General features: G+C 69.5%; 21 protein-coding genes. 7 read left to right on the top strand and 14 right to left on the bottom strand.

The window, feature by feature from the left end:
* Positions 1-17: 17 nt before the first annotated feature.
* Positions 18-377, bottom strand: coding sequence for a hypothetical protein (locus AC07OC_RS16530; RefSeq protein ID WP_494601749.1), 360 nt, complete (start codon positions 375-377; stop codon positions 18-20).
* Positions 378-455: 78 nt separating this feature from the next.
* Here AC07OC_RS16530 and AC07OC_RS16525 point away from each other — a divergent pair, with 78 nt between their 5' ends.
* A complete protein-coding gene (locus tag AC07OC_RS16525; RefSeq protein WP_494601747.1) occupies positions 456-1,313 on the top strand; it encodes an HAD family hydrolase in 858 nt (285 codons plus the stop codon).
* A gap of 219 nt (positions 1,314-1,532) precedes the next feature.
* Here the strand turns inward: AC07OC_RS16525 and AC07OC_RS16520 are convergent, their stop codons facing one another.
* The 3 genes from AC07OC_RS16520 to AC07OC_RS16510 form a co-directional block, all read right to left on the bottom strand.
* Entirely contained in the window at positions 1,533-3,047 is a 1,515-nt protein-coding gene (locus tag AC07OC_RS16520; RefSeq protein ID WP_494601745.1) for an NYN domain-containing protein, read from the bottom strand.
* 293 nt (positions 3,048-3,340) lie between these two features.
* Entirely contained in the window at positions 3,341-4,303 is a 963-nt protein-coding gene (locus AC07OC_RS16515) for a Bug family tripartite tricarboxylate transporter substrate binding protein (RefSeq protein ID WP_218296253.1), read from the bottom strand.
* Positions 4,304-4,471: 168 nt separating this feature from the next.
* On the bottom strand, positions 4,472-4,903 hold the full coding sequence (locus AC07OC_RS16510; RefSeq protein ID WP_218296254.1) for an Lrp/AsnC family transcriptional regulator: 432 nt from the start codon (positions 4,901-4,903) through the stop codon (positions 4,472-4,474).
* A gap of 122 nt (positions 4,904-5,025) precedes the next feature.
* Between AC07OC_RS16510 and ctlX the strand changes: the two genes are divergently transcribed.
* Complete coding sequence (ctlX, locus tag AC07OC_RS16505; RefSeq protein WP_494601743.1) at positions 5,026-6,009, top strand: citrulline utilization hydrolase CtlX; 984 nt, start codon at positions 5,026-5,028, stop codon at positions 6,007-6,009.
* Between the two features lie 34 nt (positions 6,010-6,043).
* On the opposite strand, the gene AC07OC_RS16500 is transcribed toward ctlX, so the two are convergent.
* From AC07OC_RS16500 to uvrA, 3 genes are all read right to left on the bottom strand, one after another.
* The gene (locus tag AC07OC_RS16500; RefSeq protein WP_494601741.1) at positions 6,044-6,400 is read right to left on the bottom strand and encodes a hypothetical protein; all 357 of its coding nucleotides are present in this window, start codon (positions 6,398-6,400) and stop codon (positions 6,044-6,046) included.
* Positions 6,401-6,632: 232 nt separating this feature from the next.
* Positions 6,633-7,133 (bottom strand): hypothetical protein, encoded by a 501-nt coding sequence (locus AC07OC_RS16495; RefSeq protein WP_369643462.1) that lies wholly within the window; start codon positions 7,131-7,133, stop codon positions 6,633-6,635.
* A gap of 167 nt (positions 7,134-7,300) precedes the next feature.
* Positions 7,301-13,168 carry an excinuclease ABC subunit UvrA gene (gene uvrA, locus AC07OC_RS16490; protein WP_218339874.1) on the bottom strand — a complete coding sequence of 1,956 codons (5,868 nt, stop codon included), beginning with the start codon at positions 13,166-13,168 and terminating at the stop codon, positions 7,301-7,303.
* Positions 13,169-13,352: 184 nt separating this feature from the next.
* Between uvrA and AC07OC_RS16485 the strand changes: the two genes are divergently transcribed.
* Complete coding sequence (locus tag AC07OC_RS16485) at positions 13,353-14,468, top strand: ABC transporter substrate-binding protein (RefSeq protein WP_218296259.1); 1,116 nt, start codon at positions 13,353-13,355, stop codon at positions 14,466-14,468.
* A 140-nt stretch (positions 14,469-14,608) separates the two neighbouring features.
* The gene (locus AC07OC_RS16480) at positions 14,609-15,733 is read left to right on the top strand and encodes an ABC transporter substrate-binding protein (RefSeq protein ID WP_218339877.1); all 1,125 of its coding nucleotides are present in this window, start codon (positions 14,609-14,611) and stop codon (positions 15,731-15,733) included.
* Positions 15,734-15,850: 117 nt separating this feature from the next.
* On the opposite strand, the gene AC07OC_RS16475 is transcribed toward AC07OC_RS16480, so the two are convergent.
* The 7 genes from AC07OC_RS16475 to AC07OC_RS16445 all read right to left on the bottom strand — a co-directional run bounded on the left by AC07OC_RS16475 (position 15,851) and on the right by AC07OC_RS16445 (position 21,517).
* Positions 15,851-16,045, bottom strand: coding sequence for a hypothetical protein (locus AC07OC_RS16475; RefSeq protein ID WP_218296261.1), 195 nt, complete (start codon positions 16,043-16,045; stop codon positions 15,851-15,853).
* 142 nt (positions 16,046-16,187) lie between these two features.
* Positions 16,188-17,849, bottom strand: coding sequence for an MFS transporter (locus AC07OC_RS16470; RefSeq protein WP_218296262.1), 1,662 nt, complete (start codon positions 17,847-17,849; stop codon positions 16,188-16,190).
* Positions 17,850-18,022: 173 nt separating this feature from the next.
* Positions 18,023-18,676 carry a 2-hydroxychromene-2-carboxylate isomerase gene (locus AC07OC_RS16465; RefSeq protein WP_218339879.1) on the bottom strand — a complete coding sequence of 218 codons (654 nt, stop codon included), beginning with the start codon at positions 18,674-18,676 and terminating at the stop codon, positions 18,023-18,025.
* Positions 18,673-18,948: a DUF1289 domain-containing protein gene (locus tag AC07OC_RS16460; protein WP_218339880.1), complete on the bottom strand. Its 276-nt coding sequence runs from the start codon at positions 18,946-18,948 to the stop codon at positions 18,673-18,675. Before AC07OC_RS16460 ends, AC07OC_RS16465 begins: the two co-directional genes overlap by 4 nt.
* Positions 18,945-19,472: a YbaK/EbsC family protein gene (locus tag AC07OC_RS16455; RefSeq protein ID WP_218296265.1), complete on the bottom strand. Its 528-nt coding sequence runs from the start codon at positions 19,470-19,472 to the stop codon at positions 18,945-18,947. The genes AC07OC_RS16460 and AC07OC_RS16455 overlap by 4 nt, the downstream gene beginning before the upstream one ends.
* A gap of 26 nt (positions 19,473-19,498) precedes the next feature.
* A complete protein-coding gene (locus AC07OC_RS16450; protein WP_218296266.1) occupies positions 19,499-20,407 on the bottom strand; it encodes a hydroxymethylglutaryl-CoA lyase in 909 nt (302 codons plus the stop codon).
* A gap of 198 nt (positions 20,408-20,605) precedes the next feature.
* Positions 20,606-21,517 carry a LysR family transcriptional regulator gene (locus tag AC07OC_RS16445; RefSeq protein WP_218339881.1) on the bottom strand — a complete coding sequence of 304 codons (912 nt, stop codon included), beginning with the start codon at positions 21,515-21,517 and terminating at the stop codon, positions 20,606-20,608.
* A gap of 88 nt (positions 21,518-21,605) precedes the next feature.
* Here AC07OC_RS16445 and AC07OC_RS16440 point away from each other — a divergent pair, with 88 nt between their 5' ends.
* The 3 genes from AC07OC_RS16440 (at position 21,606) to AC07OC_RS16430 (ending at position 24,560) form a co-directional block, all read left to right on the top strand.
* Positions 21,606-22,586 (top strand): 3-hydroxyacyl-CoA dehydrogenase family protein, encoded by a 981-nt coding sequence (locus AC07OC_RS16440; protein ID WP_218339882.1) that lies wholly within the window; start codon positions 21,606-21,608, stop codon positions 22,584-22,586.
* Positions 22,583-23,419, top strand: a complete 837-nt coding sequence (locus tag AC07OC_RS16435) for a beta-keto acid cleavage family enzyme (RefSeq protein ID WP_218339883.1) — start codon at positions 22,583-22,585, stop codon at positions 23,417-23,419. The genes AC07OC_RS16440 and AC07OC_RS16435 overlap by 4 nt, the downstream gene beginning before the upstream one ends.
* 88 nt (positions 23,420-23,507) lie before the next feature.
* A complete protein-coding gene (locus tag AC07OC_RS16430; protein ID WP_218339884.1) occupies positions 23,508-24,560 on the top strand; it encodes a Bug family tripartite tricarboxylate transporter substrate binding protein in 1,053 nt (350 codons plus the stop codon).
* Positions 24,561-24,572: the final 12 nt, after the last annotated feature.

Here is a 24,572-nt window from a genome sequence, read left to right as displayed (position 1 = left end):
GGCTTTGCGGGGCGGCCTCAGGGCCGGTACTCCCACCCATGGGGATTGGTGTCCGTCTGCAGGCACAGCGCCAGCCCCAGCGCCGTGACCGACCCGTTGAAGCACACGAAGGTGGCCTGGTGGGTGCCCCACTCGCGCTGGCAGTGGTGCAGGAAGCTGGCCTTCAGGCGGCCCTGGCGGTGCTCTTCGGCCAGGGCCAGCACGGACGGGTTCCTCGCTTCGGCCTTGAACTCCACGACGAGGTCGCGCCACTCCGGGACCAGGCCATCGAGCTTGCCGGCCGCGCGCTGGCAGACGGCCGCTGAATCGCCGTGCGCCCGCGCCATGGCGGGGGCCGCAGCGCAGCACCCCGCCCACATGAAGAAGAAGAAGATCAAGGCCCCACGCTGCACGACAACTATCTCCCGGACAATGGCGCTCTCTTGCGCAAGAGCCGCAGCATAACGACATACCGCATGCAAGCCCTGAACCTTTGGCCCCCGGAGGCCCGCCGCGACCTGGTGGGCGTTTTCACCGACATCGACGACACCCTGACCACCGAGGGCGCCATCACGCCCGACGCGCTGCAGGCGCTGGCCGACCTGAAGGCGGAGGGCCTCGTGGTCATCCCCATCACCGGCCGGCCGATCGGCTGGTGCGAGCCCTTCATGACCGCAGGCGCGGGCGCGGCCTGGCCCGTGGATGCGATGGTGGCGGAGAACGGTGCCGTGGCGTTTGCGCGGGGCCCGGGCTCCGGGCAGCCACTGGCCAAGCGCTACCAGCAGGACGCCGCCACGCGCAGCGCCAACCAGGCGCGCATGCGCGAGATCGCGGCCCTGGTGGCGGCCGAAGTGCCCGGCGTGGACTTGAGCAGCGACAGCGCGGGGCGCGAGACGGACATCGCGTTCGACTACGCCGAGTTCGCCCGGCATACGCCCGACACCGTGCAGCGGGTGCTGGCCGTGCTGCAGCGCGTGGGCATGCAGACCACGGTGAGCAGCATCCACATCCACGGCTGCTTCGGTGATTTCAACAAGTGGCAGGGCGCGAACTGGATCGTGCGCGCGCTGTGGGGCCGGGACCTGGCGCAGGAGCTGGACCGCTGGGTGTTCGTGGGCGATTCGGGCAACGACCAGGCGATGTTCGAACACTTCACCCACAGCGTGGGCGTGGCCAACATCGCGCGCTTTGTGCCGCAGCTGCGGCACCTGCCACGCTATGTGACAAAGGGCGAACGCGGCGCGGGGTTTGCCGAGGTGGCGCGGGCCATCCTGTCGGGCCACGGGCGCGGCCAGGCGCCGAGCGCCCAGCGAGCCACCCCTGGGCTTGAATGAAAACGCCGCCTGGCGCTTGATAGGCAAGCGCCAATAGCTATATATTTTATAGCAAATTAACCACCCGACCCCACGCGGGTGCGCGGGCAGGCGGCGCGCCAGGACATGTACCGAAGGCCGCGCCGCAAGGCGCCCGGGCGCCGTGCCGCGTCGGCATGCGCTGCTGCACGGCCCGGCGGCTCCGTGGCAACTTTGGCAGGCTTGGCAAGCGTCGCAGGCCTATTCGGCGGGCTGGGGCGGCTTGCCCGCCCCGCGCGGTTTGCGCGCGCGGGTTGCCGCTGCCCTGGCGGGCGCGGCCGCAGGGGCCGCCGCCTTGGACGATGGCGCGGCCGGGGCCCCGGCCTCGGCCTGCGCTGCGGCGCCCGCTGCGCCGGCCTTGCGCCCGCCGCTGCTCTTGCGCGGAGTGGATGCGGGGCGGCGGCTGCGGGGCGCGGGTGCCGGCGCAGGGGCATCGGGTAGCGCATCGCTCGCGGTCCCTTCCGCCGCCGGCGCCGCCACGGGCGCCTGCACGGGCACGTGCACGGGCTCCTCGTCCGCGAGGTCCTCGCCCTGCGCCGTCTCATGGCCGGATTGCGCCTGGGCCGTCACGGGCGCCGGCAGCTGCGGGCGAAAGTAGCTGCCCGCCGGGCGCTCCGGCAGCGCATCGTCGCGCGCGCCGGAAGCCGGCGGCTCGGCACGGGTTTCTGCCGGCATGTCCTGGCGCGCATCCGGCGGCACCGCCCCGGCGCGCGCAGCGGCATCGCCCCGGCGCCCGCGCGAACGACCGCCACGCCCACCGCCCTCGCTGCCGCCAGCGGATGCCTCCGGCACCGACGCGACCGCATGGAAATCATGGCGGAAGTACCCCGCCCCGCCCTGCCGCTCGGCGGGCGCGTCGGCTCGGCCCGCGGGCTCGGCCCCCGTGGCCGCGGGACCGTGGCCCCGGAACACATACGCGCCCGATTTCTCGTCGCGCCCGAACTCCAGCAGCCCCCGCGCCTGCGCTTCTTCGAGCAGGTTGCCAAAGGTGCGAAAGCCGTAGTAGCCCTCGCTGAAATCGGGCTTGCGGCGCTTGATGGCTTCCTTGAGCACCGAGGCCCAGATCTTGCCGCTGTCGCCACGCTCGGAGGTCAGGGCCTCGAAGGTCTCCACCGCCAGCTCGACGCCCTGGGCGCGGCGCACCTCCTGGCTTTCTTTGCGATGGCGCTCTTCCTCGGGGGACCGGCGCGGTGCGGGTGCCGCGCCGGGGGGCTGGCGCCGGGCCAGCGCGCGCTGCTTCTCGCGCACGAGGTCGTCGTAGAAGATGAATTCGTCGCAGTTGGCGATCAGCAGGTCGGACGTGGACTGCTTCACGCCCACGCCGATGACCTGCTTGTTGTTCTCGCGCAGCTTGGACACCAGCGGCGAAAAGTCCGAGTCGCCGCTGATGATGACGAAGGTGTTGACGTGCGACTTGGTGTAGCACAGGTCCAGCGCGTCCACCACCAGGCGGATGTCGGCCGAGTTCTTGCCCGACTGGCGCACATGGGGGATCTCGATCAGCTCGAAATTCGCCTCGTGCATGGTCGCCTTGAAGCCCTTGTAGCGCTCCCAGTCGCAATAGGCCTTCTTGACCACGATGGAGCCCTTGAGGAGCAGGCGCTCCAGCACGGGCTTGATGTCGAACTTTTCGTACTGCGCATCGCGCACGCCCAGGGCGACGTTTTCAAAGTCGCAAAACAGGGCCATGCTGATGCTGTCGGAGGGGGATGCCATAAATGCTCGCGGTGTTCCGTTCAATGTTGGGACGGATCATCACACGGAACGCCCCGGGCCCTTCATGAGAACCCGCCGCGCCATGGTGCATGAGCGTGGTCAACGGGCATTGTCCGCTGCGAACGGCTCGCCAGCGAACGTCGCAACTGGCGCGCCCCAGGCTCGTGCCCCCGCGCAAGGGCCGCCAAGCCGCTTGCGGCGCTTCACTTCCGTGCGCTGGAGGCGTCCCCCTCCCGCCAGCGCAGCGCAGCGAGAGAGGGGGAAGCGGCGCAGCCGCTCAGGGGGAGCTCACTTCAACTCGGCTTTGCCAGGCCCAGCTTTTCGACCAGCGCCTTCTCGCGCGTGAAGGTGTCCTGCGCGAATTTCTTGTACGCCGCCGTGCTCATGTACATGGGCACCATGTCGTAGCGGGCCAGGGCCGTGCGGTAGCTTTCCTGCTCCATGGCCTGCTTGAACGCGTCGTGCAGGCGCTTGACCACCGCATCGGGCGTGCCCTTGGGCGCGCCGATGCCAAAGGGCGAGTTCTGCACCAGGTTCAGCCCCAGCTCCTTGAGCGTGGGCGCATCGGGGAACTTGGCCAGGCGCTCGGCGCCCCAGGTGTTGAGCACGCGCAGCTTGCCGGCCTCGACCTGCGGCGCAAAGCCGGTGGAGTCGGCCGCCGCCATGATCTGCCCGCCCAGGATGGACTGCATGAGGTCGGCGCTGCCCTTGTAGGGCACGTGCAGCAGCTCGATGCCCAGCTGCTGCGCGATGAGCTCCATGGTCAGGTGCGGGCTGGTCATGGTGCCGGTGGATCCGTAGCTGAGCTTGCCGGGGTTGGCCTTGGCCCAGGCGACGAAGTGCGTCCAGGTCTTGAGCGGCGAGTCGGCGGGCACCACCAGGCCGAACGCATAGCCCGTGACGTTCAGCACGTAGCTGATGTCCTTGACCGGGTCCCAGTTGATCTTGGTGGTGTAGGGCAGGCGGAACACCCCGAGCGGGATCTGCGCCACCGTGTAGCCATCGGCAGCGGCCGATTGCAGCGCCTGCGCGGGCAGCGTGCCGCCGGCGCCCGGCTTGTTCTCCACGATCACGGGCTGGCCCAGGATCTTGCTGGCGTTGTCGGCCAGGGAGCGCATGGTGATGTCGGTGGGGCCGCCCGCCGGGAAGGCGATCACGAGCTTGATGGGCTTGTTGGGAAAGCTCTGGGCCTGAGCCAGGAATGCGGGGGCGGCGAGGCTGGCGGCTCCCCATTGGATGATCTGGCGGCGTTGCATGGAGGGCTCCTGAAAAGGCAAAACGAAGACCCCTTCATTGGACTGCAGCCACGGCGGCCAGGGCATGCGGAAACCCCCTAGCCGCTGTCGCCAACGCGGCACCGCTCGCCCGCGCCGCGCCGGTGGGGCGAGCATGGGCCGGAAGGGGCTGTCCGCCAACCCCGGGGTTCAAGCCTTGTAGGTGGACAGCAGGATGCTGGTCTCGGTGTTGGCGATGCCGGGCGTGAGGCGGATGCGGCCCAGCGCCGCGTCGAACGCCTCCAGGCTCTCGGCGCGCACCTCGGCCACGATGTCCCAGCGGCCGTTGGTGGTGTGCAGCGTGCCCACCATGGGCTCGCCGCGCAGCGCGCGGATCACCTCGGGCGCGGCGTTGCCCTCCACCGCGATGCTCATCCACGCGCGGATGCGCTGCGGTTCGGAATCCGGCCGCAGGCGCACGGTGTAGCCCACGATCACGCCGCCCTCCTCCATCTTGTGCAGCCGGTTCTGCACCGTGCCGCGCGATACGCGCAGCTTCTGCGCGAGGGTGGCCACGGGGGTGCGCGCGTCGGCGCGCAGGATGCTGAGGATTTCCCGGTCGGTGTCGTCCAGCCTGTTCATAATGGGCCTCATTGCTATCAGAGTGGCAGATTTTGCAGCATTTTGACCAGTTCTAAGGCTATTGGTTGGCGTGGGCTGCCAGCAAAATTCTCCCACCCCCTCCCTTGCACCCATCCACCGCCATGCCCACACCTGCTTCCGTCCAGGCCCCCCGCGCCGTCGTGATGGTGCGCCCGCACCACTTTCACCCCAACCCGGAAACCGCGCACGACAACGCCTTCCAAACCCGGCCGTGGAACGCCACCGCGGCAGAGACGGCGCTCCAAGCCCATGCCGAAGTCACGCAGGCCGCCGCGCGGCTCGAAGCCGCGGGCGTGCGCGTGCACCTGTTCGAAGACCGGGGCGAGCGCCACGCGCCGGACGCCGTGTTTCCCAACAACTGGTTCTCCACCCACGCGGGCGGGCACGTGGCCATGTACCCGATGTACGCCGCGAGCCGCCGGCGCGAGCGCCGCAGCGACGTGCTGGACCTGCTCAAGGCCGAGTACCGCGTGCAGGACGTGATCGACTACTCGGGCCTCGAGGCCGACGGCATGTTCCTCGAAGGCACGGGCGCCATGGTGCTCGACCACATCTCCCGGGTCGCCTACACCGCGCAGTCGAACCGCGCCGACCCCGTGGCCCTGGAGCGCTTTTGCACCCACTTCAACTACGAGCCCATGGTGTTCGCCACCGCCGACGCGCGGGGCCAGCCCTGCTACCACACCAACGTGATGCTCTGCGTGGGCACCGATTTCGCGCTGGGCGGGTTCCACATGATCACCGACCCGGCGCGGCGCGAGGCCGTGCGCGAGCGCCTGCGCGAAACCGGGCGCGAGGTGATCGAACTGAGCGCGGCGCAGATCGCCGACTTCGCAGGCAACGCGCTGGAACTCACGGGCGCCCAGGGCCGCGTGCTGGCCCTGTCGTCGCGCGCGGCGGCCAGCCTGGCGCCCGCGCAAAAGGCCGTGATCGAGCGCAGCGCCCGCCTGCTGCCGCTGGCCGTGCCCACCATCGAACTGGCCGGGGGCTCGGTGCGCTGCATGCTGGCGGGCATCCATCTGGCGCGGCGCCATGCCCCCGCACCCACGGGAATTCACATCGAAATGGCCACCAGCGCCGGATGAACAAGCGCGGCGCGCTACATATTCAATAGCAAACTCAATCCCGGGAAGGCGGCGGCAACGCCTGCGTGTGCAGCCGCGCATCGCACCCCACGCCCGAGGCGATCCAGCGCCGCGCCAGCGCCGACAGCGCGCGCACGGCCCAGGGGTGGGCCAGGCCGGTCACGCCGCCGGGGTCGGCCACCATGCCGCACCAGTAGCGCTGGTCGGCATCGCTCCAGCGCAGGGCCGTGCACGGCCCCGTGCGGCGCCGCGACACCAGCATGCCCAGCGGGCAGGGCTCCGCCAGGCAGCACAGCCCGCAGCCATTGCAGGGCGCGCCTTCCGGGGGCTTGGGCGGTGCCTGGGTGTTCAGCCACACCACGGCGTGCGGACCAGGGGATTGTGCGGGCATGGAGAAAGCGGATCGAATGGACCGCGCGCAGCGGCCTCGGGCCGCAGCGCTCAGGCTTGCATTGTGGCGCCATGCACGCATGGGCGCGTGGCGCGCCCGCAGGCCGGCCGCAGGGGCATGCACGCAAAAAAGCCCCGCGCGGCCGGGGCCACTGGGGCTGAACCGGTCGAGAGGACCGGGAGAGGGAGACAAGCAAGGGGGAGCGAGCTGCCCCGGAATCAGCAAGGCCGCATCAGCATCCCAGCGGGCGGTTCGGGCGCATGGGGACGATGCCCGAGACACGCAGCGTGGCGCTGGAGCCGTCGGTGGCGGTGAGCGTCTTGCCGGTGAAGCGCACCTGGTTGCTCTCGCGCACCACGGCCGTGTCGGTGGGCTCGCCGCTCGCGTATTCCTTGCCGTCGAAGGTCAGGAACACCTGGTGCAGGCCGGTGGCGTCGGGGCGGTAGCGGATGTCGCCAAAGGCCGTGGCCGACGACCCCACCTTGTTGGCACCGTCGAAGCGGAAGGCGCACAGCTCGGGCACGGAACCGACAGGGTTTTCCTTGTCCACGTCCGTGAGGTTCAGCGTGCCGTTGCCATACACGCCGTTGAGGCCGTCCAGGGTGGCGCTGCTCACGGTGAGCACGCCGGGCTCATTGCTGGGCGTCGGATCGTCGTCATTGCCGCCGCCGCAGGCGACCAGCAGAACGGAGGTGGCTGCAAGGGCAGCGCAGGTCTTGAGCAGTGATTTCATGGTGATGGGTCCGTAGGAGTTGGTGGAGATGTGCGGGGCCGCTGCGCCTGGCGCCAACCCCTGCACTGAATCCTAGAAACCTCACCCCGCGCCGCGCGTGCGCCATGTTCCGCGCCGTGCGTAGGACATGGGCCGACAGTGGCGTGCGCCACCGCCGGGCCCTCCGGTCACCGCGCCAGCACCGCCGCCAGCGCCTTGCCGGTGTGCGTGCCCAGCCGCACCACCTCTTCCGGCACGGTGGCCGCCACGATGCGGCCGCCCTCCCTGCCCCCTTCCGGGCCGAGGTCGATGATCCAGTCGGCCTCGGCGATCACGTCGAGGTCGTGCTCGATCACCACCACGCTGTGGCCGCCGTCGACCAGGCGGTGCAGCACGCGGATGAGCTTGTCCACGTCGGCCATGTGCAGGCCCACCGTGGGCTCGTCCAGCACGTAGAGCGTGTGCGGCACCTTCTGGCCCCGGCGGCCCACCTCGTCGCGCACCTTCGTCAGCTCGGTCACGAGCTTGATGCGCTGCGCCTCGCCGCCCGAGAGCGTGGGCGAGGGCTGGCCCAGCGTGAGGTAGCCCAGGCCCACGTCTTTCAGGAGCTGCAGCGGGTGCGCGATGGAGGGCATGCTGGCGAAGAACTCGACCGCCTCGTCCACCTCCATCTGCAGCACGTCGCCGATGCTCTTGCCGCGCCAGGTCACGGCCAGCGTCTCGGGGTTGAAGCGCGCGCCGTGGCAGGTCTCGCAGGGCACCTTCACGTCGGGCAGGAAGCTCATCTCGATGGTGCGCACGCCCGCGCCCTCGCAGCTCGCGCAGCGGCCCTCGCCGGTGTTGAAGGAAAAGCGCCCGGCCGCGTAGCCGCGCGCCTTGGCCTCCAGCGTTTCGGCGAACAGCTTGCGGATGGTGTCCCAGAAGCCGATGTAGGTGGCCGGGCAGCTGCGCGGCGTCTTGCCGATGGGGGTCTGGTCCACTTCGAGCACGCGGTCGATGCTCTCGAAGCCCGACAGGCCCGTGCAGCCCACCAGCGGCGGAGCCTTGCCCGCGTCCATCGCGTCGCGCCCGGCCTTGGTGGCGCGCTGCTGCACCCAGGCCTGTACGTTGGCCAGCAGCACGTCGCGCGCCAGCGTGGACTTGCCCGAGCCGCTCACGCCCGTGACGGCCACCAGGCGGTGCAGCGGCACGGTGGCCGTCACGTCCTGCAGGTTGTGCAGGTGCGCACCGTGCACGGTAAGCCAGCGGATCGCGGCGCGCGCCTTGGCATCGGCCAGCGCATCGGCCGTGAGCGCCGCCGCCGCCGCGGCCCGCTTCTTGACCGCGGCGCTCTGCCGGCCCTTGGGCGCGTCGGCGGGTTCGCCCAGCGCGAGGGCCTCGGCGCTCAGTTCGCTCGGCAGCATGCTGCGGCGCAGCTGCAGCGGGTGTTTCATGGCGTGCAGCAGGTAGCGGCCGGTCTGGGATTCGGGCGCGCCGGTGATGTCGTCCACGCTGCCCTGCGCCACCAGCCGCCCGCCGCGCTTGCCCGCGCTCGGGCCGATGTCGATGATGTGGTCCGCGCGGCGGATGGTGTCCTCGTCGTGCTCCACCACCACCAGCGTGTTGCCCTTGTCGCCCAGCTTGTGCAGGGCGTTGAGCAGGATCTGGTTGTCGCGCGCATGCAGGCCGATGGTGGGCTCGTCGAGCACGTAGCACACGCCCTGCAGGTTGCTGCCCAGCTGCGCGGCCAGGCGGATGCGCTGCGCCTCGCCGCCGCTGAGCGTGGGCGCGCCCCGGTCGAGCGTGAGGTAGGACAGGCCCACTTCCTCCAGGAATTCGAGCCGGCTCTGGATCTCGGGCACGAGGTCGCGGGCGATGTCGGCCTCGCGCCGGCTCATGCCGCCTTCGATCTGCAGGGTCTCGATCCAGCGGCGCACGTCCGTCACCGACAGCGCGGCGATGTCGGTGATGCCGATGCCCGCGAACCGCACCGCGCGCGCCGTGGCGTTCAGGCGCGTGCCCTGGCAGCTGGGGCAGGCGGTGTCGGCCAGGTCTTCCACCTCGGGCTCGGCGAAGGTCTGCTCGCGGCCCTTTTCCTTGTCGTCCTGCACCGAGTCGTCGAACACCTTGCGCTGGTCGCGGGTGAGCTTGACGCCCGTGCCCACGCAATCGGGGCACCAGCCGTGCTTGCTGTTGTAGCTGAACAGGCGCGGGTCCAGCTCGGCATAGCTGGTGGCGCACACGGGGCAGGCGCGCTTGGTGGAAAAGGCCTGCAGCTGGCCGATGCCCGCCGTGGGCTGGCCGCTTTCCATGGCGGCGCGCAGGTCGCCGATGCTGCTGAGCACGTGCACCACGCCCTTGCCGTGCGTGAGGGCCTCGGCCAGCGAGGCGCGCAGCAGCGCCTCGTTCCCTGCGGACACCTCGACGCTGGCCACGGGCAGTTCGATGGTGTGCTCCTTGAAGCGGTCGATGCGCGGGAAATGGGTGGTGGGCAGGAAATTGCCGTCCACCCGCAAATGCGTGTAGCCGCGCGGCCGCGCCCAGTCCGCCAGTTCGGTGTACACACCCTTGCGGTTCATCACCAGCGGCGCGAGCAACCCGATGTGCTGCCCCCGGAACTGCGTGAGCAGCTGGGCGGCGATGCTCTCGGGCGTCTGCGGCTGCACGGCCGCGCCGTCCTTCACGCAGTGCTGGGTGCCGAGCTTGACGTACAACAGGCGCAGGAAGTGCCACACCTCGGTGGTGGTGCCCACGGTGGACTTGCGCCCGCCGCGCGACAGGCGCTGCTCGATGGCCACGGTGGGCGGTATGCCGTACACCGCATCCACCTCGGGCCGGCCGGCCGGCTGCACGATGGACCGCGCATAGGCGTTGAGCGATTCGAGGTAGCGCCGCTGCCCCTCGTTGAACAGGATGTCGAACGCGAGCGTGGACTTGCCCGAGCCGCTCACGCCCGTGACCACATTGAATTGGCCGCGCGGGATGTTCACGCTCAGGTTCTTGAGGTTGTGCTCCTTGGCGTTGACGATTTCAATGGCGTTTTTGGCCGCTGGCGCTTTATCCATGAGCGCAGAGCGCTCCTGTTTTCGTAGCGCCGCGGCTTTTTCGTGCACCGAGTGGCCGCCGATGCCCAGCGTGAGTTCGTAGTCGCGCAGCGCCAGGCCCGTGTGCGAGGTGGCGTGCTGGCGCACGTCCTCGGGCGTGCCCTCGGCCACGACGAGGCCGCCCGCGTCGCCGCCCTCGGGGCCCAGGTCGATGAGCCAGTCGCTCGCGCGGATCACGTCCAGGTTGTGCTCGATGACGATGAGCGAGTGCCCCGCGTCGATGAGCTTGCGCAGCGCGCGCATGAGCTTGGCGATGTCGTCGAAATGCAGGCCCGTGGTGGGCTCGTCGAACAGGAACAAGGTACCCTTGCGCGCTATCGTCTGGCGCGACTTGCTTTGCACGCGGGCCGCTTCCGCCAGAAAGCCCGCCAGCTTCAGGCGCTGCGCCTCGCCGCCGCTGAGCGTGGGCACGGGCTGGCCCAGCGCCACGTATTCGAGCCCCACGTCCACGATGGGCTGCAGCGCGCGGATCACGTCGCGGTCGGCGGCGAACAGCGCGGCGGCCTCGGCCACCGTGAGGGCCAGCACGTCGGCCACGTTCAGGGCCCTGCCGCCCCGCTCGATGGTGATCTCCAGGATCTCGGGCCGGTAGCGCTTGCCGTCGCAATCGGGGCAGCGCAGGTACACGTCCGACAAAAACTGCATCTCCACATGCTCGAAGCCCGAGCCGCCGCAGGTCGGGCAGCGCCCGTCGCCGCTGTTGAAGCTGAACTTGCTGGCGGTGTAGCTGCGCTGCCTGGACAGCGGCGCCACGGCGTACAGCTCGCGGATGCTGTCCCAGGCGCCCACGTAGCTCACGGGGTTGGAGCGGGCCGTCTTGCCGATGGGCGACTGGTCCACGAACACCACGTCCGAGAGGTGGTCCGCGCCCAGCATGCGGTCGTGCGCGCCCGGCGAGTCGGTGGCCTTGCCAAAGTGGCGCAGCAGCGCCGGGGCCAGCACGTCCTGGATCAGGCTCGACTTGCCCGAACCGCTCACGCCGGTGACGGTGACCAGGCGCTGCAGCGGGAACTCGACCGACACGTTCTGCAGGTTGTGCTCGCGCGCGCCTTCGAGGATGAGGCGCGGCGTGGACTCGGTCACCATGCGCTTGAAGCCGAAGCCCACGTGCTTGCGCCCGCCCAGGTAGGCGCCGGTGAGCGTGTCGGCATGGCGCAGGTCGGCCGTTGTGCCGTCGAACACGATCTGCCCGCCCAGGCGGCCGGGGCCGGGGCCCATGTCGATCATGCGGTCGGCCGCGAGCATCACGGCCGGGTCGTGCTCGACCACCACCAGGGTGTTGCCCGCGTCGCGCAGGCGCAGCATGGCCTCGGTGATGCGGTGCATGTCGCGCGGGTGCAGGCCGATGCTGGGCTCGTCCAGCACGAACAGCGTGTTGACCAGCGAGGTGCCCAGCGCCGTGGTCAGGTTGATGCGCTGCACCTCGCCGCCGCTGAGCGTGCGGCTTTGGCGGTCCAGCGTCAGGTAGCCGATGCCCACGTCGCACAGGTACTTCAGGCGCGTGGTGATTTCTTCATGCAGGAGTTTCAGCGCCTGCGCATCGCCACCGGCCGCGGCGTCGCCCACGGGCAGCTCCATGCGGTCGAAGAAGCGGCGCAGCCGGTCGATGGGCAGCAGCATCAGGTCGTGCAGGCACAGGCCGGGCAGGGCTTCGAGCTGCTCGCGCGACCACAACACGCCCTCGGGCATGAAGCGGCGGGCAGGATCGACCGCGGCGTCCGCGTCGTCCTTGCTGCCCACGCGCCAGAGCAGGCTCTCGGTCTTGAGGCGCGCGCCCGCGCAGGTGGGGCACGGCGTGTAGCTGCGGTACTTGGACAGCAGCACGCGGATGTGCATCTTGTAGGCCTTGCTCTCCAGGTACTCGAAGAAGCGCTTGATGCCGTACCACTGCTTGCTCCACTGCCCGTCCTTGTAGCCCGGCGTGCCGCCGATGACCCATTTCTTCTGGTCGTCGGTGAGCTTGTACCAGGGGGTGTCGCGCGGGATGCCGGCCGCCTCGGCATGGCGCATGAGGTCGTCCTGCGCTTCCTTCCAGGCGGGGGTCTGGATGGTCTTGATCGCCCCCGCGCGCAGCGTGAGCCTGTCGTTGGGGATCACGAGGCCGTAGTCCACGCCGATCACGCGGCCGAAGCCCCGGCAGCTCTCGCAGGCGCCCACGGCGGAGTTGAACGAGAACATCGAGGGAATGGGGTCGCTGTAGCGCAGGTCGCTGTCGGGGCAGTGCAGGCCGGTCGAGAAGCGCCACAGCTCGGGCTCGCCCTCGTCCACGAGGCGGTACACGTTCAGGCGCCCCGTGCCGCGCTTGAGCGCGACCTCGATGGCCTCGACCACGCGCGCCTTCTCGGCATGGCCCAGGCGGAACCGGTCGGCCACCACATCGAGCACCTTGCGCGGGCCCGTGGGCGTGGCCACCTCGCGCTCGGCCTGCACCTTGGTGAAGCCGCTGGCGGACAGCCACTGCTCGACCTGCTCGGCCGACGTGCCGCCCGGCAGCTCCACGGGGAATGTCAGCACGATGCGGGGGTCGCCGGCCTCGGCGCCGCGGCGCTGCAGCTCGGCGTAGATGGTCTCGGGCGAGTCGTGGCGCACCGGCTGGGCGGTCTGCTTGTCGAACAGCTGTCCGGCGCGCGCGAACAGGAGCTTCAGGTGGTCGTTGAGCTCCGTCATCGTGCCCACGGTGGAGCGGCTGGAGCGCACGGGGTTGGTCTGGTCGATGGCGATGGCGGGCGGCACGCCCTCGACCTTGTCCACCGCCGGCTTGTCCATGCGGTCAAGGAACTGGCGCGCGTAGGCGCTGAAGGTCTCCACGTAGCGGCGCTGGCCCTCGGCGTACAGCGTGTCGAACACCAGGCTGGACTTGCCCGAGCCGCTGGGGCCGGTGACCACGGTGAGCTCCCCCGTGCGGATGTCCAGATCCAGGTTCTTGAGGTTGTGCTGGCGTGCGCCGCGGATACGGATCAGTCCCTGGGTCATGGAGGCAGTCTTTTTCGAGGGTGAGGCGGGACATTCTAGGCACCGCCACGGACCCCGTCCGGCCATGCCGCAATAGCCCCTGATCGCACATCTGCTGACAAGTCCTGTCACACCTTCGGGTTATGCCGATTCGCAAACCGAGGACATTTGTCTAGAGTGGCCGGACAATTCAAAGGAGACGAACATGCACACATGGACACAATGGGGAGCCGCGACCGCCCTGGCCGCCGCGCTGTGCGGCACCGGCCATGCCCAGATCCTGATCGGCCAGACCGCGGGCTTCTCCGGGCAGGTGGCGGCGGGCGTGAAGGAGACCACCGATGGCGCCCTGCTGCACATCGAGGCCGTCAATGCCAAGGGCGGTGTCCACGGCCAGAAGATCGAGCTCACCTCGCTGGACGACAAGTTCGACCCCAAGCTGGCCGCCGCGAACGCGCGCAAGCTGATCGAGGAGAACAACGTGTCCGCGCTGTTCCTCACGCGCGGCACGCCCCACACCGAAGCCATCATCCCCCTGCTGGAGAAGCATGGCGTGGCGCTGGTGGGTCCGTCCACGGGCGCGATGGTGCTGCACCAGCCGGTGCGCAAGTACATCTTCAACGTGCGCGCCACCTACCAGCGCGAGGCGGAAAAGGCCATGACCCACCTGGCCTCCATGGGCATTTCGCGCATCGCCGTGGTGTACGCGGACGACAGCTTTGGCGCCGACGGCGTGGCCGGCGCCCAGAAGGGCCTGGCGGCCGCCAAGCTCACGCCCGTGGTGCTGGAAAAGTTCGACCGCGCCAAGCCCGATTTCGCGCCCATCGCGGCCAAGGTGGCCAAGGCCGATACCCAGGCCGTGCTGATGATCGCCTCGGGTTCAGCCGTGGTGGACGCGGGCAACGCGCTGCGCGGCGCGGGCTCGGCCGCGCAGATCGTGACGCTGTCCAACAACGCCTCGGGCGGCTTCATCAAGAGCCTGGGGAACAACGCGCGCGGCGTGATCGTGACGCAGGTGTATCCCAATGAGCGCGCGGTGACCTATGCCATGGTGAAGGAGGCCCAGGAACTCGCGCGGGCCAAGGGCCTCACCGAGATCACGCCCGCCATGCTGGAGGGTTTTGCCGCGGCCAAGGTGCTGGTGGAAGGGCTCAGGCGCGCCGGCCCCAAGCCCAGCCGCGAAAAGATCCATGCGGCGCTCGAGAGCATCCGGAAACTGGACCTGGGCGGCCTGGAGGTCTCCTATGGCCCGGACGACCACACGGGCCTGGACTTCGCGGACTTGTCCATCATCGGCACCGACGGCAAGTTCCGCCGCTGAGGTGTTGCGAAATACCCGCAAACCCGGGAAGAAATTGTTGACAAATCAGTGAAAACACCCCCTGGCCGCTACGCACTTCTACGGATGCCCTGCGGTGCCCAGTCCCTAAACTCGGGCACCTCAATGAAGAGAGGAGCACCATGACAGTCCCTGGCACCCTTGCGAAATGCACCGCCGCGCTGCTCACCCTGGCGTTCGGCGCGGCCCAGGTCCACGCGCAGATCCTCATCGGCCAGACGGTGGGCATCACCGGCTCCGCCGCCGCCACGGTGGCCGAATCCATGCGGGGTGCCGCCCTCTACCTCGACCACGTCAACAGCAAGGGCGGCGTGGGCGGCCAGAAGGTGGAGGTCGTGTCGATGGACGACAAGTTCGACCCCAAGCTGACGCTGGAGAACACCCGCGCCCTCATCGAGGAAAAAGGCGTGATCGGGCTGTTCATGACGCGCGGCACGCCCCACACCCAGGGGATCATTCCGCTGCTGGAACAGCATGCCGTGCCGCTGGTGGGGCCCTCCACGGGCGCCATCGCGCTGCACCAGCCGGTGAACAAGTACATCTTCAACGTGCGCGCCCCCTACCAGCGCGAAGTGGAAAAGGCCATCACCCACCTCAACACCCTGGGCATCAAGCGCATCGGCGTGGTGCATGTGGACGACACCTTTGGCGCCGACGGCCTGGCGGGCGCGCAGTCCGGGTTCAAGGCCAACCAGCTGGAAGCCCTCTTCGTCGAGAAGTTCGACCGCGCCAAGCCCGACTACAGCGCCATCGCCCCGCGCGTGGCACAGAAGGAGCCCCAGGCCATCATCTTCATCGGCACGGGCGCGGCCGTGGTGGACGGCATCAAGGCGCTGCGCGCCGCCGGCGCGACCGGGCAGATCGTGACGCTGTCCAACAATGCCTCGGGCGGCTTCGTCAAGGCGCTGGGCGAGCAGGCCCGGGGCGTGGTGGTCACGCAGGTGTTCCCGTCGGAGCGGTCCTTGAACTACGCGGTGATCAAGGAGGCCATGGACCTGGTGCGCGCCAGGAACCTGGGCGAGCTGACCCCCGCCATGGTGGAAGGCTTCGTGAGCGCCAAGGTGCTCGTGGAAGGCCTGAAGCGCGCGGGCGCCAAGCCGGACCGTGCCAGGCTGCAGGCCGGGCTGGAGAGCATCCGGAAATGGGACCTGGGCGGGCTGGAACTGAGCTACAGCGCCACGGACCACAGCGGGCTGGATTTCTCCGACCTGTCCATCATCGGAAGCGACGGCCGCTTCAAGCGCTGAGCAAGGCCCCCGCAAAAGAAAAAGCCCGAAGCCAGTGGCTTCGGGCTTTTTCATGGAGGCCCGCAGGCGCCCCGGGGCACGCACCCCGCGCTCCGGGGCCGCCATGGACTCAGCGCATCACTGCGCGCTGGCGGCCGAAGCCGGCGCCGACGCGGGCGCAGCCGCCGCCGGCGCGCTGGCCGCAGGCTCGGGCGCATGCACGGCATCGGCGCCGTGCTTCTCGCCGCCCATGTCGGCCTTGTCGCCCGCCTTGATGATCACGTACATCGACAACGCGGCGAACAGGACGAAACCAACAACAATCTTCCACATATCAATATCTCCTTGGATGGGTTTGTTCAATCAAGGGGCCTGGAGCGCGGCGTTGTAGGTTGTACTGGTGCAGCACAAGCCCCTTGATGGAACACAGGGCCCGACCCTTGCGGGGCGGGCCCTGCACACCGATCAGAAATGGTCAGTCGTTGGCGTAGATGTCAACGTCCTTGGTTTCCTTGACGAACAGGCCGCCGATCACCACGGTGGCGCCCGCGATGATGATGGGGTACCACAGGCCGTTGTACATGTTGCCGGTCTGGGCCACGATGGCGAATGCCGTGGTGGGCAGCAGGCCGCCGAACCAGCCGTTGCCGATGTGGTACGGCAGGGACATGGACGTGTAGCGGATGCGGGTGGGGAACATTTCCACCAGCATGGCGGCGATGGGGCCGTACACCATGGTCACCAGCAGCACCAGGTAGGTCAGGATGACCGTGACCATGACCTTGTCGATGCGGGCGGGATCGGCCTTGGTGGGGTAGCCGGCGGCCTTCAGCGCATCGGCCACGGCCTTCTTGAACTCGCCGTCCTTCTTCTTGGCTTCGTCAGCGGGCAGGCCCTTGCTGGAGTACGAGGTGATGACCGTCTCGCCGATCTTGATCGAGGCGGGCGTGCCGGCGGCGGACGTGGCGTTCTCATAGCTCACCGAAGCGCCAGCCAGAACCTGCTTGGCGATGTCGCACGAGCTGGTGAACTTGGAGGTGCCGGTGGGGTTGAACTGGAACGAGCATTCCTTGGGGTCTGCCGTCACGATCACCTGGTTCTTGGCCTGTGCTTCGGCCAGGGCGGGGTTGGCCGCCTTGGTCAGCGCGCCGAACACGGGGAAGTACGTCAGCGCGGCCAGCAGGCAGCCCGCCAGGATGATGGGCTTGCGGCCGATCTTGTCCGACAGCGCGCCGAACACGATGAAGAACGGCGTGCCGATCAAGAGCGACACGGCCACGAAGATGTTGGCGGTGGCGCCATCGACCTTCAGCGCCTGCGTCAGGAAGAACAGCGCATAGAACTGGCCCGAGTACCACACCACGGCCTGGCCGGCGGTCAGGCCCACCAGCGCCAGGATCACGATCTTCAGGTTCTTCCACTGGCCGAAAGACTCGGTCAGCGGCGCCTTGGAGGTCTTGCCTTCGGCCTTCATCTTCTGGAAGGCGGGGGATTCGTTCATCGACAGGCGGATCCAGACCGAGATGGCCAGGAGCAGGATCGACACGATGAACGGGATGCGCCAGCCCCAGTCGGCGAAGGCTTCCTCGCCCATGGCCGTGCGGGTGCCCAGGATCACCATCAGCGACAGGAACAGGCCCAGCGTGGCCGTGGTCTGGATCCAGGCCGTGTAGGCGCCGCGCTTGCCGTGCGGGGCATGCTCGGCCACGTAGGTGGCCGCGCCGCCGTACTCACCGCCCAGCGCCAGGCCTTGCAGCAGGCGCAGTGCGATCAGGATGACGGGAGCCGCCACGCCGATCGATGCATACGTGGGCAGGATACCCACGATGAAGGTCGACAGGCCCATGATCAGGATGGTGACCAGGAACGTGTACTTGCGCCCGATCATGTCGCCCAGGCGGCCGAAGAAGATGGCGCCGAAGGGGCGGACGATGAAGCCCGCGGCAAACGCCAGCAGCGCGAAGATGAACGCCGAGCCGGCATCCAGGCCGCTGAAGAACTGCTTGGCGATGATGGCCGCGAGCGAGCCGTACAGATAAAAGTCGTACCACTCGAAAACGGTGCCGAGGGACGACGCGAAGATGACCTTCCTCTCTTCGGGCGACATCGGCCGCGGTGCGGGATGAACGGTTGCCATGGTGTGTGTCTCCTGTTGGTTGTTCAGACCGCGCTGCGGCGGGCTGCACGCATTCTTGGAGATGGCACTGACCACGCTCTGACGCGAAACCAACACGAGCTTTCACCAAACTGACCGCTCTCTGACAACTTAGGGTGAAACCCGCAGCGCCCCTTTCAGCATCCGGAAATCGCTCACACCTTGCCGGGTAAACCCGATGGGAGCTGGCTGACAGCCTCCCAGCCCGGACCGTCGAACCACGCGTCGCCGTCGAGGTACGCGCGCAGCATCGGCAGGCCGTCGAGGCCCCAGAACAGCTTGCCGTCCACCTCGAACGCCGGCACGCCAAAAACGCCCGCCGCCTGCGCGGCTTCGGTGTTGGCGCGCAGCAGGGCCTTGGGGCCATCGCTGGCCGCATCCTCGCCGGGACGCAGCTGGTCCGCGAGTTGCGTGGCCAGATCGGCCAGGCGCGCCGGGTCGAGCGCATCGTGCCCGCCCTGCCACACATGGCGCAGCACCGTGCCGGCCACGAAGCGGTTGATGTGGCCGTCGTCGCTGCAGGCCAGCGCCGTGCGCAGCAGGGGCAGGGGGTTGAACGGATGGCGCGCGGGCATCTGCAGCGGCGTGCCCTGCGCGTGGCCCAGCCAGGTCACATGGCGGTAGGTCCAGTCGCGCTTGGGGGCGATGCCCGCCGGCCCGGGGTTGGCATGCTGCCGCAGCAGCGCACCCAGCAGCACGGGCTGGTAGGCCACGCTGTAGCTCAGCCCCTGCAGCGCCTCGGGCAGGCGCTCGAACGCCAGCCAGGCGTAGGGGGACACGAAGTCCAGGTAAAAGGTGATGCGCTTCACGGCGATGTCTCCTGTGCCTTCTGCGGGGCGGCCGGGATGCCAGCGCGGCCCAGCAGCTGCGCCCAGATGCCCCGGCGCAAACTGGCGTCGGCACGCGACCAGATGCGGATCTCGTCGAGCGTGCGAAAGCAGCCTTCGCAATGGCTGCGGTCGGGCGACATGCGGCACACCGAGATGCACGGCGAGGGCACGGGCTCCATGCTCTGGGCATCAAAATGGCCGCCAGCGCCCAACTGGCGGGCGCGATCAGCTAGCAAATCAATAGCATTCATGCGGCGGGCTGCACGCTGGTGTCCACGGGCGCCTGCACCACGTCGACCACGGGCGCCCCGGTCAGGCGCTGCAGGTCGCCCGGATGCAGCGCAAACACGCTGTGCGGGTGCCCGGCCGCGGCCCACACCACGTCAAAGCGCAGCAGGTCCTGGTCGATCAGCGTGACGGGCGGCGTGGCATGCGCCACGGGCGACACGCCGCCGATGGAAAAACCGGTGCGCGACTTCACGAACTCGGCGTCGGCCCGGCCGATCTTGCCGCCCACATGGGCCTCGACCTTTTTCTCGTCCACGCGCCGGTCGCCCGACGTGACCACGAGCACGGCCACGTCGTCGCTCTTGCGCCGGAAGATGATGCTCTTGGCCACCTGCCCCACGAGGATGCCCAGCGCATCGGCCGCCTGCTGCGCGGTGCGCGCGGCGTCGTCGAGCATCTGCGGCATGTGGGGATGGCCCTGCGATTGCAGCGCCGCGGCCACGCGCTGCACGCCGTCCGGCAAATTCTTCAGTTCAGCTCCGCACACGGTAGTTTTCTCCTGCGCCGATGGCGCTATCCCGCGCGTTTGGTCAGCAATGCATTCGCTGCGCGGGAATTGGGTTTACGGTTCAGGAAGCCACTGATGTAGGCCCCCGCATCGATGAGCTTATCAAGATCGATGCCGGTCTCGATGCCCATGCCGTGCAGCATGTAGACCACGTCTTCCGTCGCCACGTTGCCCGTGGCGCCCTTGGCGTACGGGCAGCCGCCCAGGCCCGCCACGGAGGACTGGTAGTTCCACACCCCCAGCTCCAGCGCGGCCAGCGTGTTGGACAGCGCCTGACCGTAGGTGTCGTGGAAGTGGCCAGACACATCGTCGATGCCGAAATGCTTCAGCGTCGCTTCCAGCGCGCGCTGCACCTTGCGCGGCGTGCCCACGCCGATGGTGTCGGCCACGTCCACGCGCTGCACGCCGATGCCCTGGAGCAGGCCGGCAAGGTACTCCACGCGCCCGGGGGCGATCTCGCCCTCGTACGGGCAGCCCACGGTGCAGCTCATCGCGCCGCGCACGCCGATGCCGGCCGCCAGCGCCGCCTCGACCACGGGCGCGAAGCGCTCGATGCTCTCGGCGATGGAGCAGTTGATGTTCTTCTGGCTGAACGCCTCGCTGGCCGAGCCGAAGACCACGATCTCGTCGGGCCGGTCCGCCACCGCGGCTTCATAGCCCTTGAGGTTGGGCGTGAGCACCGAGTAGCGCACGCCGGCCACGCGGTTCACGCCCTGCATCACCTCGTGGTTGTCGGCCATCTGCGGCACCCACTTGGGGCTCACGTAGCTCGTGACTTCGATCTCTTTGAGGCCCGCGTCCTGCAGGCGGTGCACCAGGGCGATCTTGACGTCGGCGGGCACGGGCGATTTTTCGTTCTGCAGCCCGTCGCGCGGACCGACATCGATGAGTTTGACGCGGGAAGGAATGCTCATGGGCGGCTACCTGAAAGAAAGGGAAACGGGAAACAGGCCGGGCCCTGGCGGCGGCAGCGCCCGGGCGGCGCCGCTGCAGCCCGGGCACCACGGCCGGGAACAGGCCTTCTATTGTCCGGGCTTCGCGGGGACGGCACCACCCCATATCCTGCCAGACCCTTCCCCGCTCCTGCCATTGCGGCGCCGGCGTCCGGGGCCTCAGCGTGCAGCCCCCTCCTCCATCTCCTGGCGCAGCAGCGCCACCATCTGCACCGCCGCCAGCGACAGGCGCCGCCCGCGCAGCGTGACCAGGCCGATGGGCCGGCGCAGCGACGGCTGCTTGAGCGGCCGGGTCACCACCTCGGGCCGGCGCACCACCTGCGCGGCCAGCTCGGGCAGCGCGCTCACGCCCAGCTGCGCGGCCACCATGGCAGCGATGGTGGCCAGGTGCTCCACCTCGTAGCGCGGCGCAAAGCGGATGCGGTGCGTGAGCAGCGCCTCGTCGGCGTACTGGCGCACGCTGGTGCCGGCGGGCATGGAGATGTGCGGCAGGTCCGCCACGTCGGCCCAGCCCAGGGCACCGCGGCCGCGCGCCAGCGGGTGGGCGCGGGCGAGCAGCAGCACGAAGCGGTCGGACGACAGCGGGGTGTAGTCGAGGTCGGCATACGCCGGGTTGGCGGCGGTGAGCGCGAAGTCCACGCGCCCTGCGCGCACCATGTCGAACGCCGGGCCCGCCAGGCTGTCGAACAGCTCCAGGTGCACGCCCGGGTGCCCCGCCGCAAAGCGCGCGAACGCACGGGGCACCACGCCCGCCGCCAGCGACGGCAGCGCCGCCAGCGCCAGCCGCCCCACCTGCACCTGGGCCACGGCCTGCACGCGGCGCACGGTCTCATCCATCTGGTGGCGCAAAAAGCGGGCCTGCTCGGCAAACACCTCGCCCGCCTGCGTGAGCTGCACCGTGCGCGTGGTGCGGTCGAACAGGCGCGCGCCCAGCATCTCTTCGAGCCGCGCGAGCGTGCCCGACACCGCCGACTGCGACAGGTGCATCTGCAGCGCGGTGCGCCGAAAGCTCAGCGTGTCGGCCAGCGCCAGGAACATATCGACCTCGCGGGCCGACCAATTGATCTTCATGGCCGATCAGTCTATCGAAAAATACGTCTGGACCGCGCAATGCCGCCTGCCTAGACTGCACCGCAAGACGACACAAGGAGACAGCAGCATGGACATCAGTTCGCCGCGCAATGCACGCACGGTGGTCGTGGGCGGGGGCACCATGGGCGCCGACGTGGCCGTGGTCCTGGCCCGCGGCGGCGCCCGGGTCACGGTGGTGGACCCGCACACCGCGCGGCGCGATCTGCTCTTGCCGCACATTGCCGCAGAACTCGACGCCGCCGGCCTGGCCACGAGCGCGGGCCCGGTGGAGGTGTGCGCCAGCCTGCAGGACGTGGCCTGGGACGGCGTGGTGCTGGTGGTCGAATGCATCACCGAGCAGCTGGCCGCCAAGCAGCAGCTGTTTGCCGAGCTGGAAGCCATCGCCCCGGCCAGCGCGGTACTGGCCAGCAACAGCTCGGGTTTTCCGATCAGCGCCATCGCACAGGGCCTGCCCACCGCGCGGCGCATGCTGGGCCTGCACTTCTTCATGCCGGCGCACCTGGTGCCGCTGGTGGAGGTGGTGCTGGGCGAGCGCAGCGACCCCACGCTGGGCCAGTGGCTGCACGGCTTCATGCGCCGCTGCGGCAGCGTGCCGGTGCTGGTGAAGAAGGACAAGCCGGGTTTTCTGGCCAACCGCATGCAGCATGCGCTGTCGCGCGAGGCGTTTGCGCTCATCGACGAAGGCATCGCGTCTCCGGAAGACGTGGACGCCGCCGTGCGCTTTGGCTTTGGCTTTCGCTTCCTGGCGGCGGGGCCGGTGCTGCAGCGCGACCACGCGGGCATCGAGGTGCACTGCGCGGCCGCGGCCACCATGTATCCCACGCTTTCCAACACCGACGTGCCCGCCCAGGCGCTGCGCGACCGCGTGGCCAAGGGCGAGCTGGGCATGAAGACCGGCAAGGGCTTCTTCGACTGGCCCGAGGACCGCAAACGCGCCGAGCGCACCCGCTACGACACGCTGCTGCGCCAGGGCCTGGCCCTGCTGGCCAGCGAGCTGCCTGCCATCGAGCCCGCCAGCACACACACCACGCCGGGAGCCACGCCATGAGCGCCACCAGCCAATGGCCCGACCCGCTGATCGTCACCGTGGCGCCCAACGGCGCGTACAAGCTGCCCAGCGACCACCCCGCCGTGCCGACCACGCCGGCCACGCTGGCCGCCACCGCCAAGGCCTGCCTGGAGGCGGGTGCGGCCATGATCCACATGCACATCCGCGACGCCCAGGGCCGCCACAGCCTGGACGTGGAAGGCTACCGCGAAGCCCGGCGCGTGGTGCAGCACGCGGTGGGCGATGCGATGGTGGTGCAGGTCACGAGCGAAGCCGCAGGCGTGTACCGTGCCCCGGCGCAGATCGCGATGGTCGAGGCGCTGCAGCCCGAGGCCGTGTCCATCGGCCTGCGCGAGATCGACCAGCCCGAGATCGGCGAGGCCGGCCTGCAGCGCTTCTTCACCGGCTTGGCAGAGCGGCGCTGCATGGTGCAGGTCATTCTGTACGACGTGGCCGACCTGCGCCGCTGGCAGGCGCTGCGCGCCAGCGGCGTGGTGCCCGATGCGCCGTGGTTCCTGCTGTTCGTGCTGGGCCGCTACAGCGCGGGCCAGACCTCGAGCCCGCGCGACCTGCTGCCCTTCCTGGCCGCCCACGACGGGCCCGAACCCTGGGCCGTGTGCGCGTTCGGCGCGGCCGAGAACACCTGCATCACCGCCGCCGCGGTCTTCGGCGGGCATGCCCGCGTGGGGTTCGAGAACAACCTGCTGCGCAAGGACGGCAGCACCGCGCCCGACAACGCGGCGCTGGTGCGCCAGGCGGTCGAGGCCGCGGCCGCGCTGGGGCGGCCGCTGGCCACGGCGCAGGACATCCGCCAGCGGTTCGGCGCGGGCTGAGCCTCGGCCCGCCTCTGCCCATTCTCATCACGCCATCAAACCCATCAGCCCGCGCCAGACGGGCCTTCATCCATCCGCAGGAGACACCATGCAACAACACCCCACCGCCCACGCCCCCGTACCGCAGGCCCGCCAGGCCACGCGACGCACGGCCATCCGCCTGGCGCTTGCCCTGCCCGCCACCTGGGCCCTGGCCCTGGGCATGGCAGGCCACGCCGTGGCCCAGACGGCCCCGGCCGCCTTCCCCACCAAGACCATTCGCTTCGTGGTGCCCTACCCGCCCGGAGGCCCCACCGACCTGATGGCGCGCATGCTGCAGCCCGAGCTGCAAAGCCGCCTGGGCGTGACCGTGGTGGTGGACAACAAGGGCGGCGCGGGCGGCAACTCCGGCAGCGCCGAGGTGGCCAAGCAGGCGCCCGCCGACGGCCACACCCTGCTGCTGGCCGCCAGCGGCCCGATGGCGGTCAACCCGTCGCTGTACGCCAGCATGCCGTTCAACCCGCTGACCGATCTGGTGCCCGTGGTGCAGCTGTCGGCCTTTCCGCTGGTGCTGGAGGTGCACCCCTCGCTGGGCGTGAAGACCTTGCCGGAGCTCATCGCCATGGCCAAGGCGGGCAAGCCGGTGCTGAGCTTTGCATCGGCCGGCAACGGCACGCCGCAGCACCTGGCGGGTGAGCTGTTCAACACCACCGCCCACGTGAAGATGGGCCACATTCCGTACCGCGGCGCGGGCCCCGCGCTCAACGACCTGCTGGGCGGGCAGGTGAACGTGATGTTCGACATCGTGGGCAGCTCGCTGCCGCACCTCCAGTCGGGCAAGCTCATCCCGCTGGCGGTCACGTCGGCCGAGCGCGCCAAGGTGCTGCCCAACGTGCCCACCATGACCGAAGCGGGCCTGCCGGGCTACCAGATCACCGGCTGGCACGGCATCGCCGTGCGCGCGGGCACGCCGCAGGCCACCGTGGACAAGCTCAACGCCACGGTGAATGCGATCTTCAAGGACCCCACCTTCCGCGCCAAGTGGGAGGCCATCGGCACGCCGGTGGTGGCAGGCACGGCCGCAGACTTCGGCGCGCTGATCAAGTCCGACGCGCAGCGCCTGGGCAAGCTGGTGCGCGATGCGGGCGTGACGATGGATTGACGGGCTGCCAGC

It is taken from the genome of Acidovorax sp. GW821-FHT10E04, from assembly GCF_059415185.1.
Note: the sequence above shows the minus strand (reverse complement) of the source record. Positions and strands in the feature narration are given on the sequence as shown.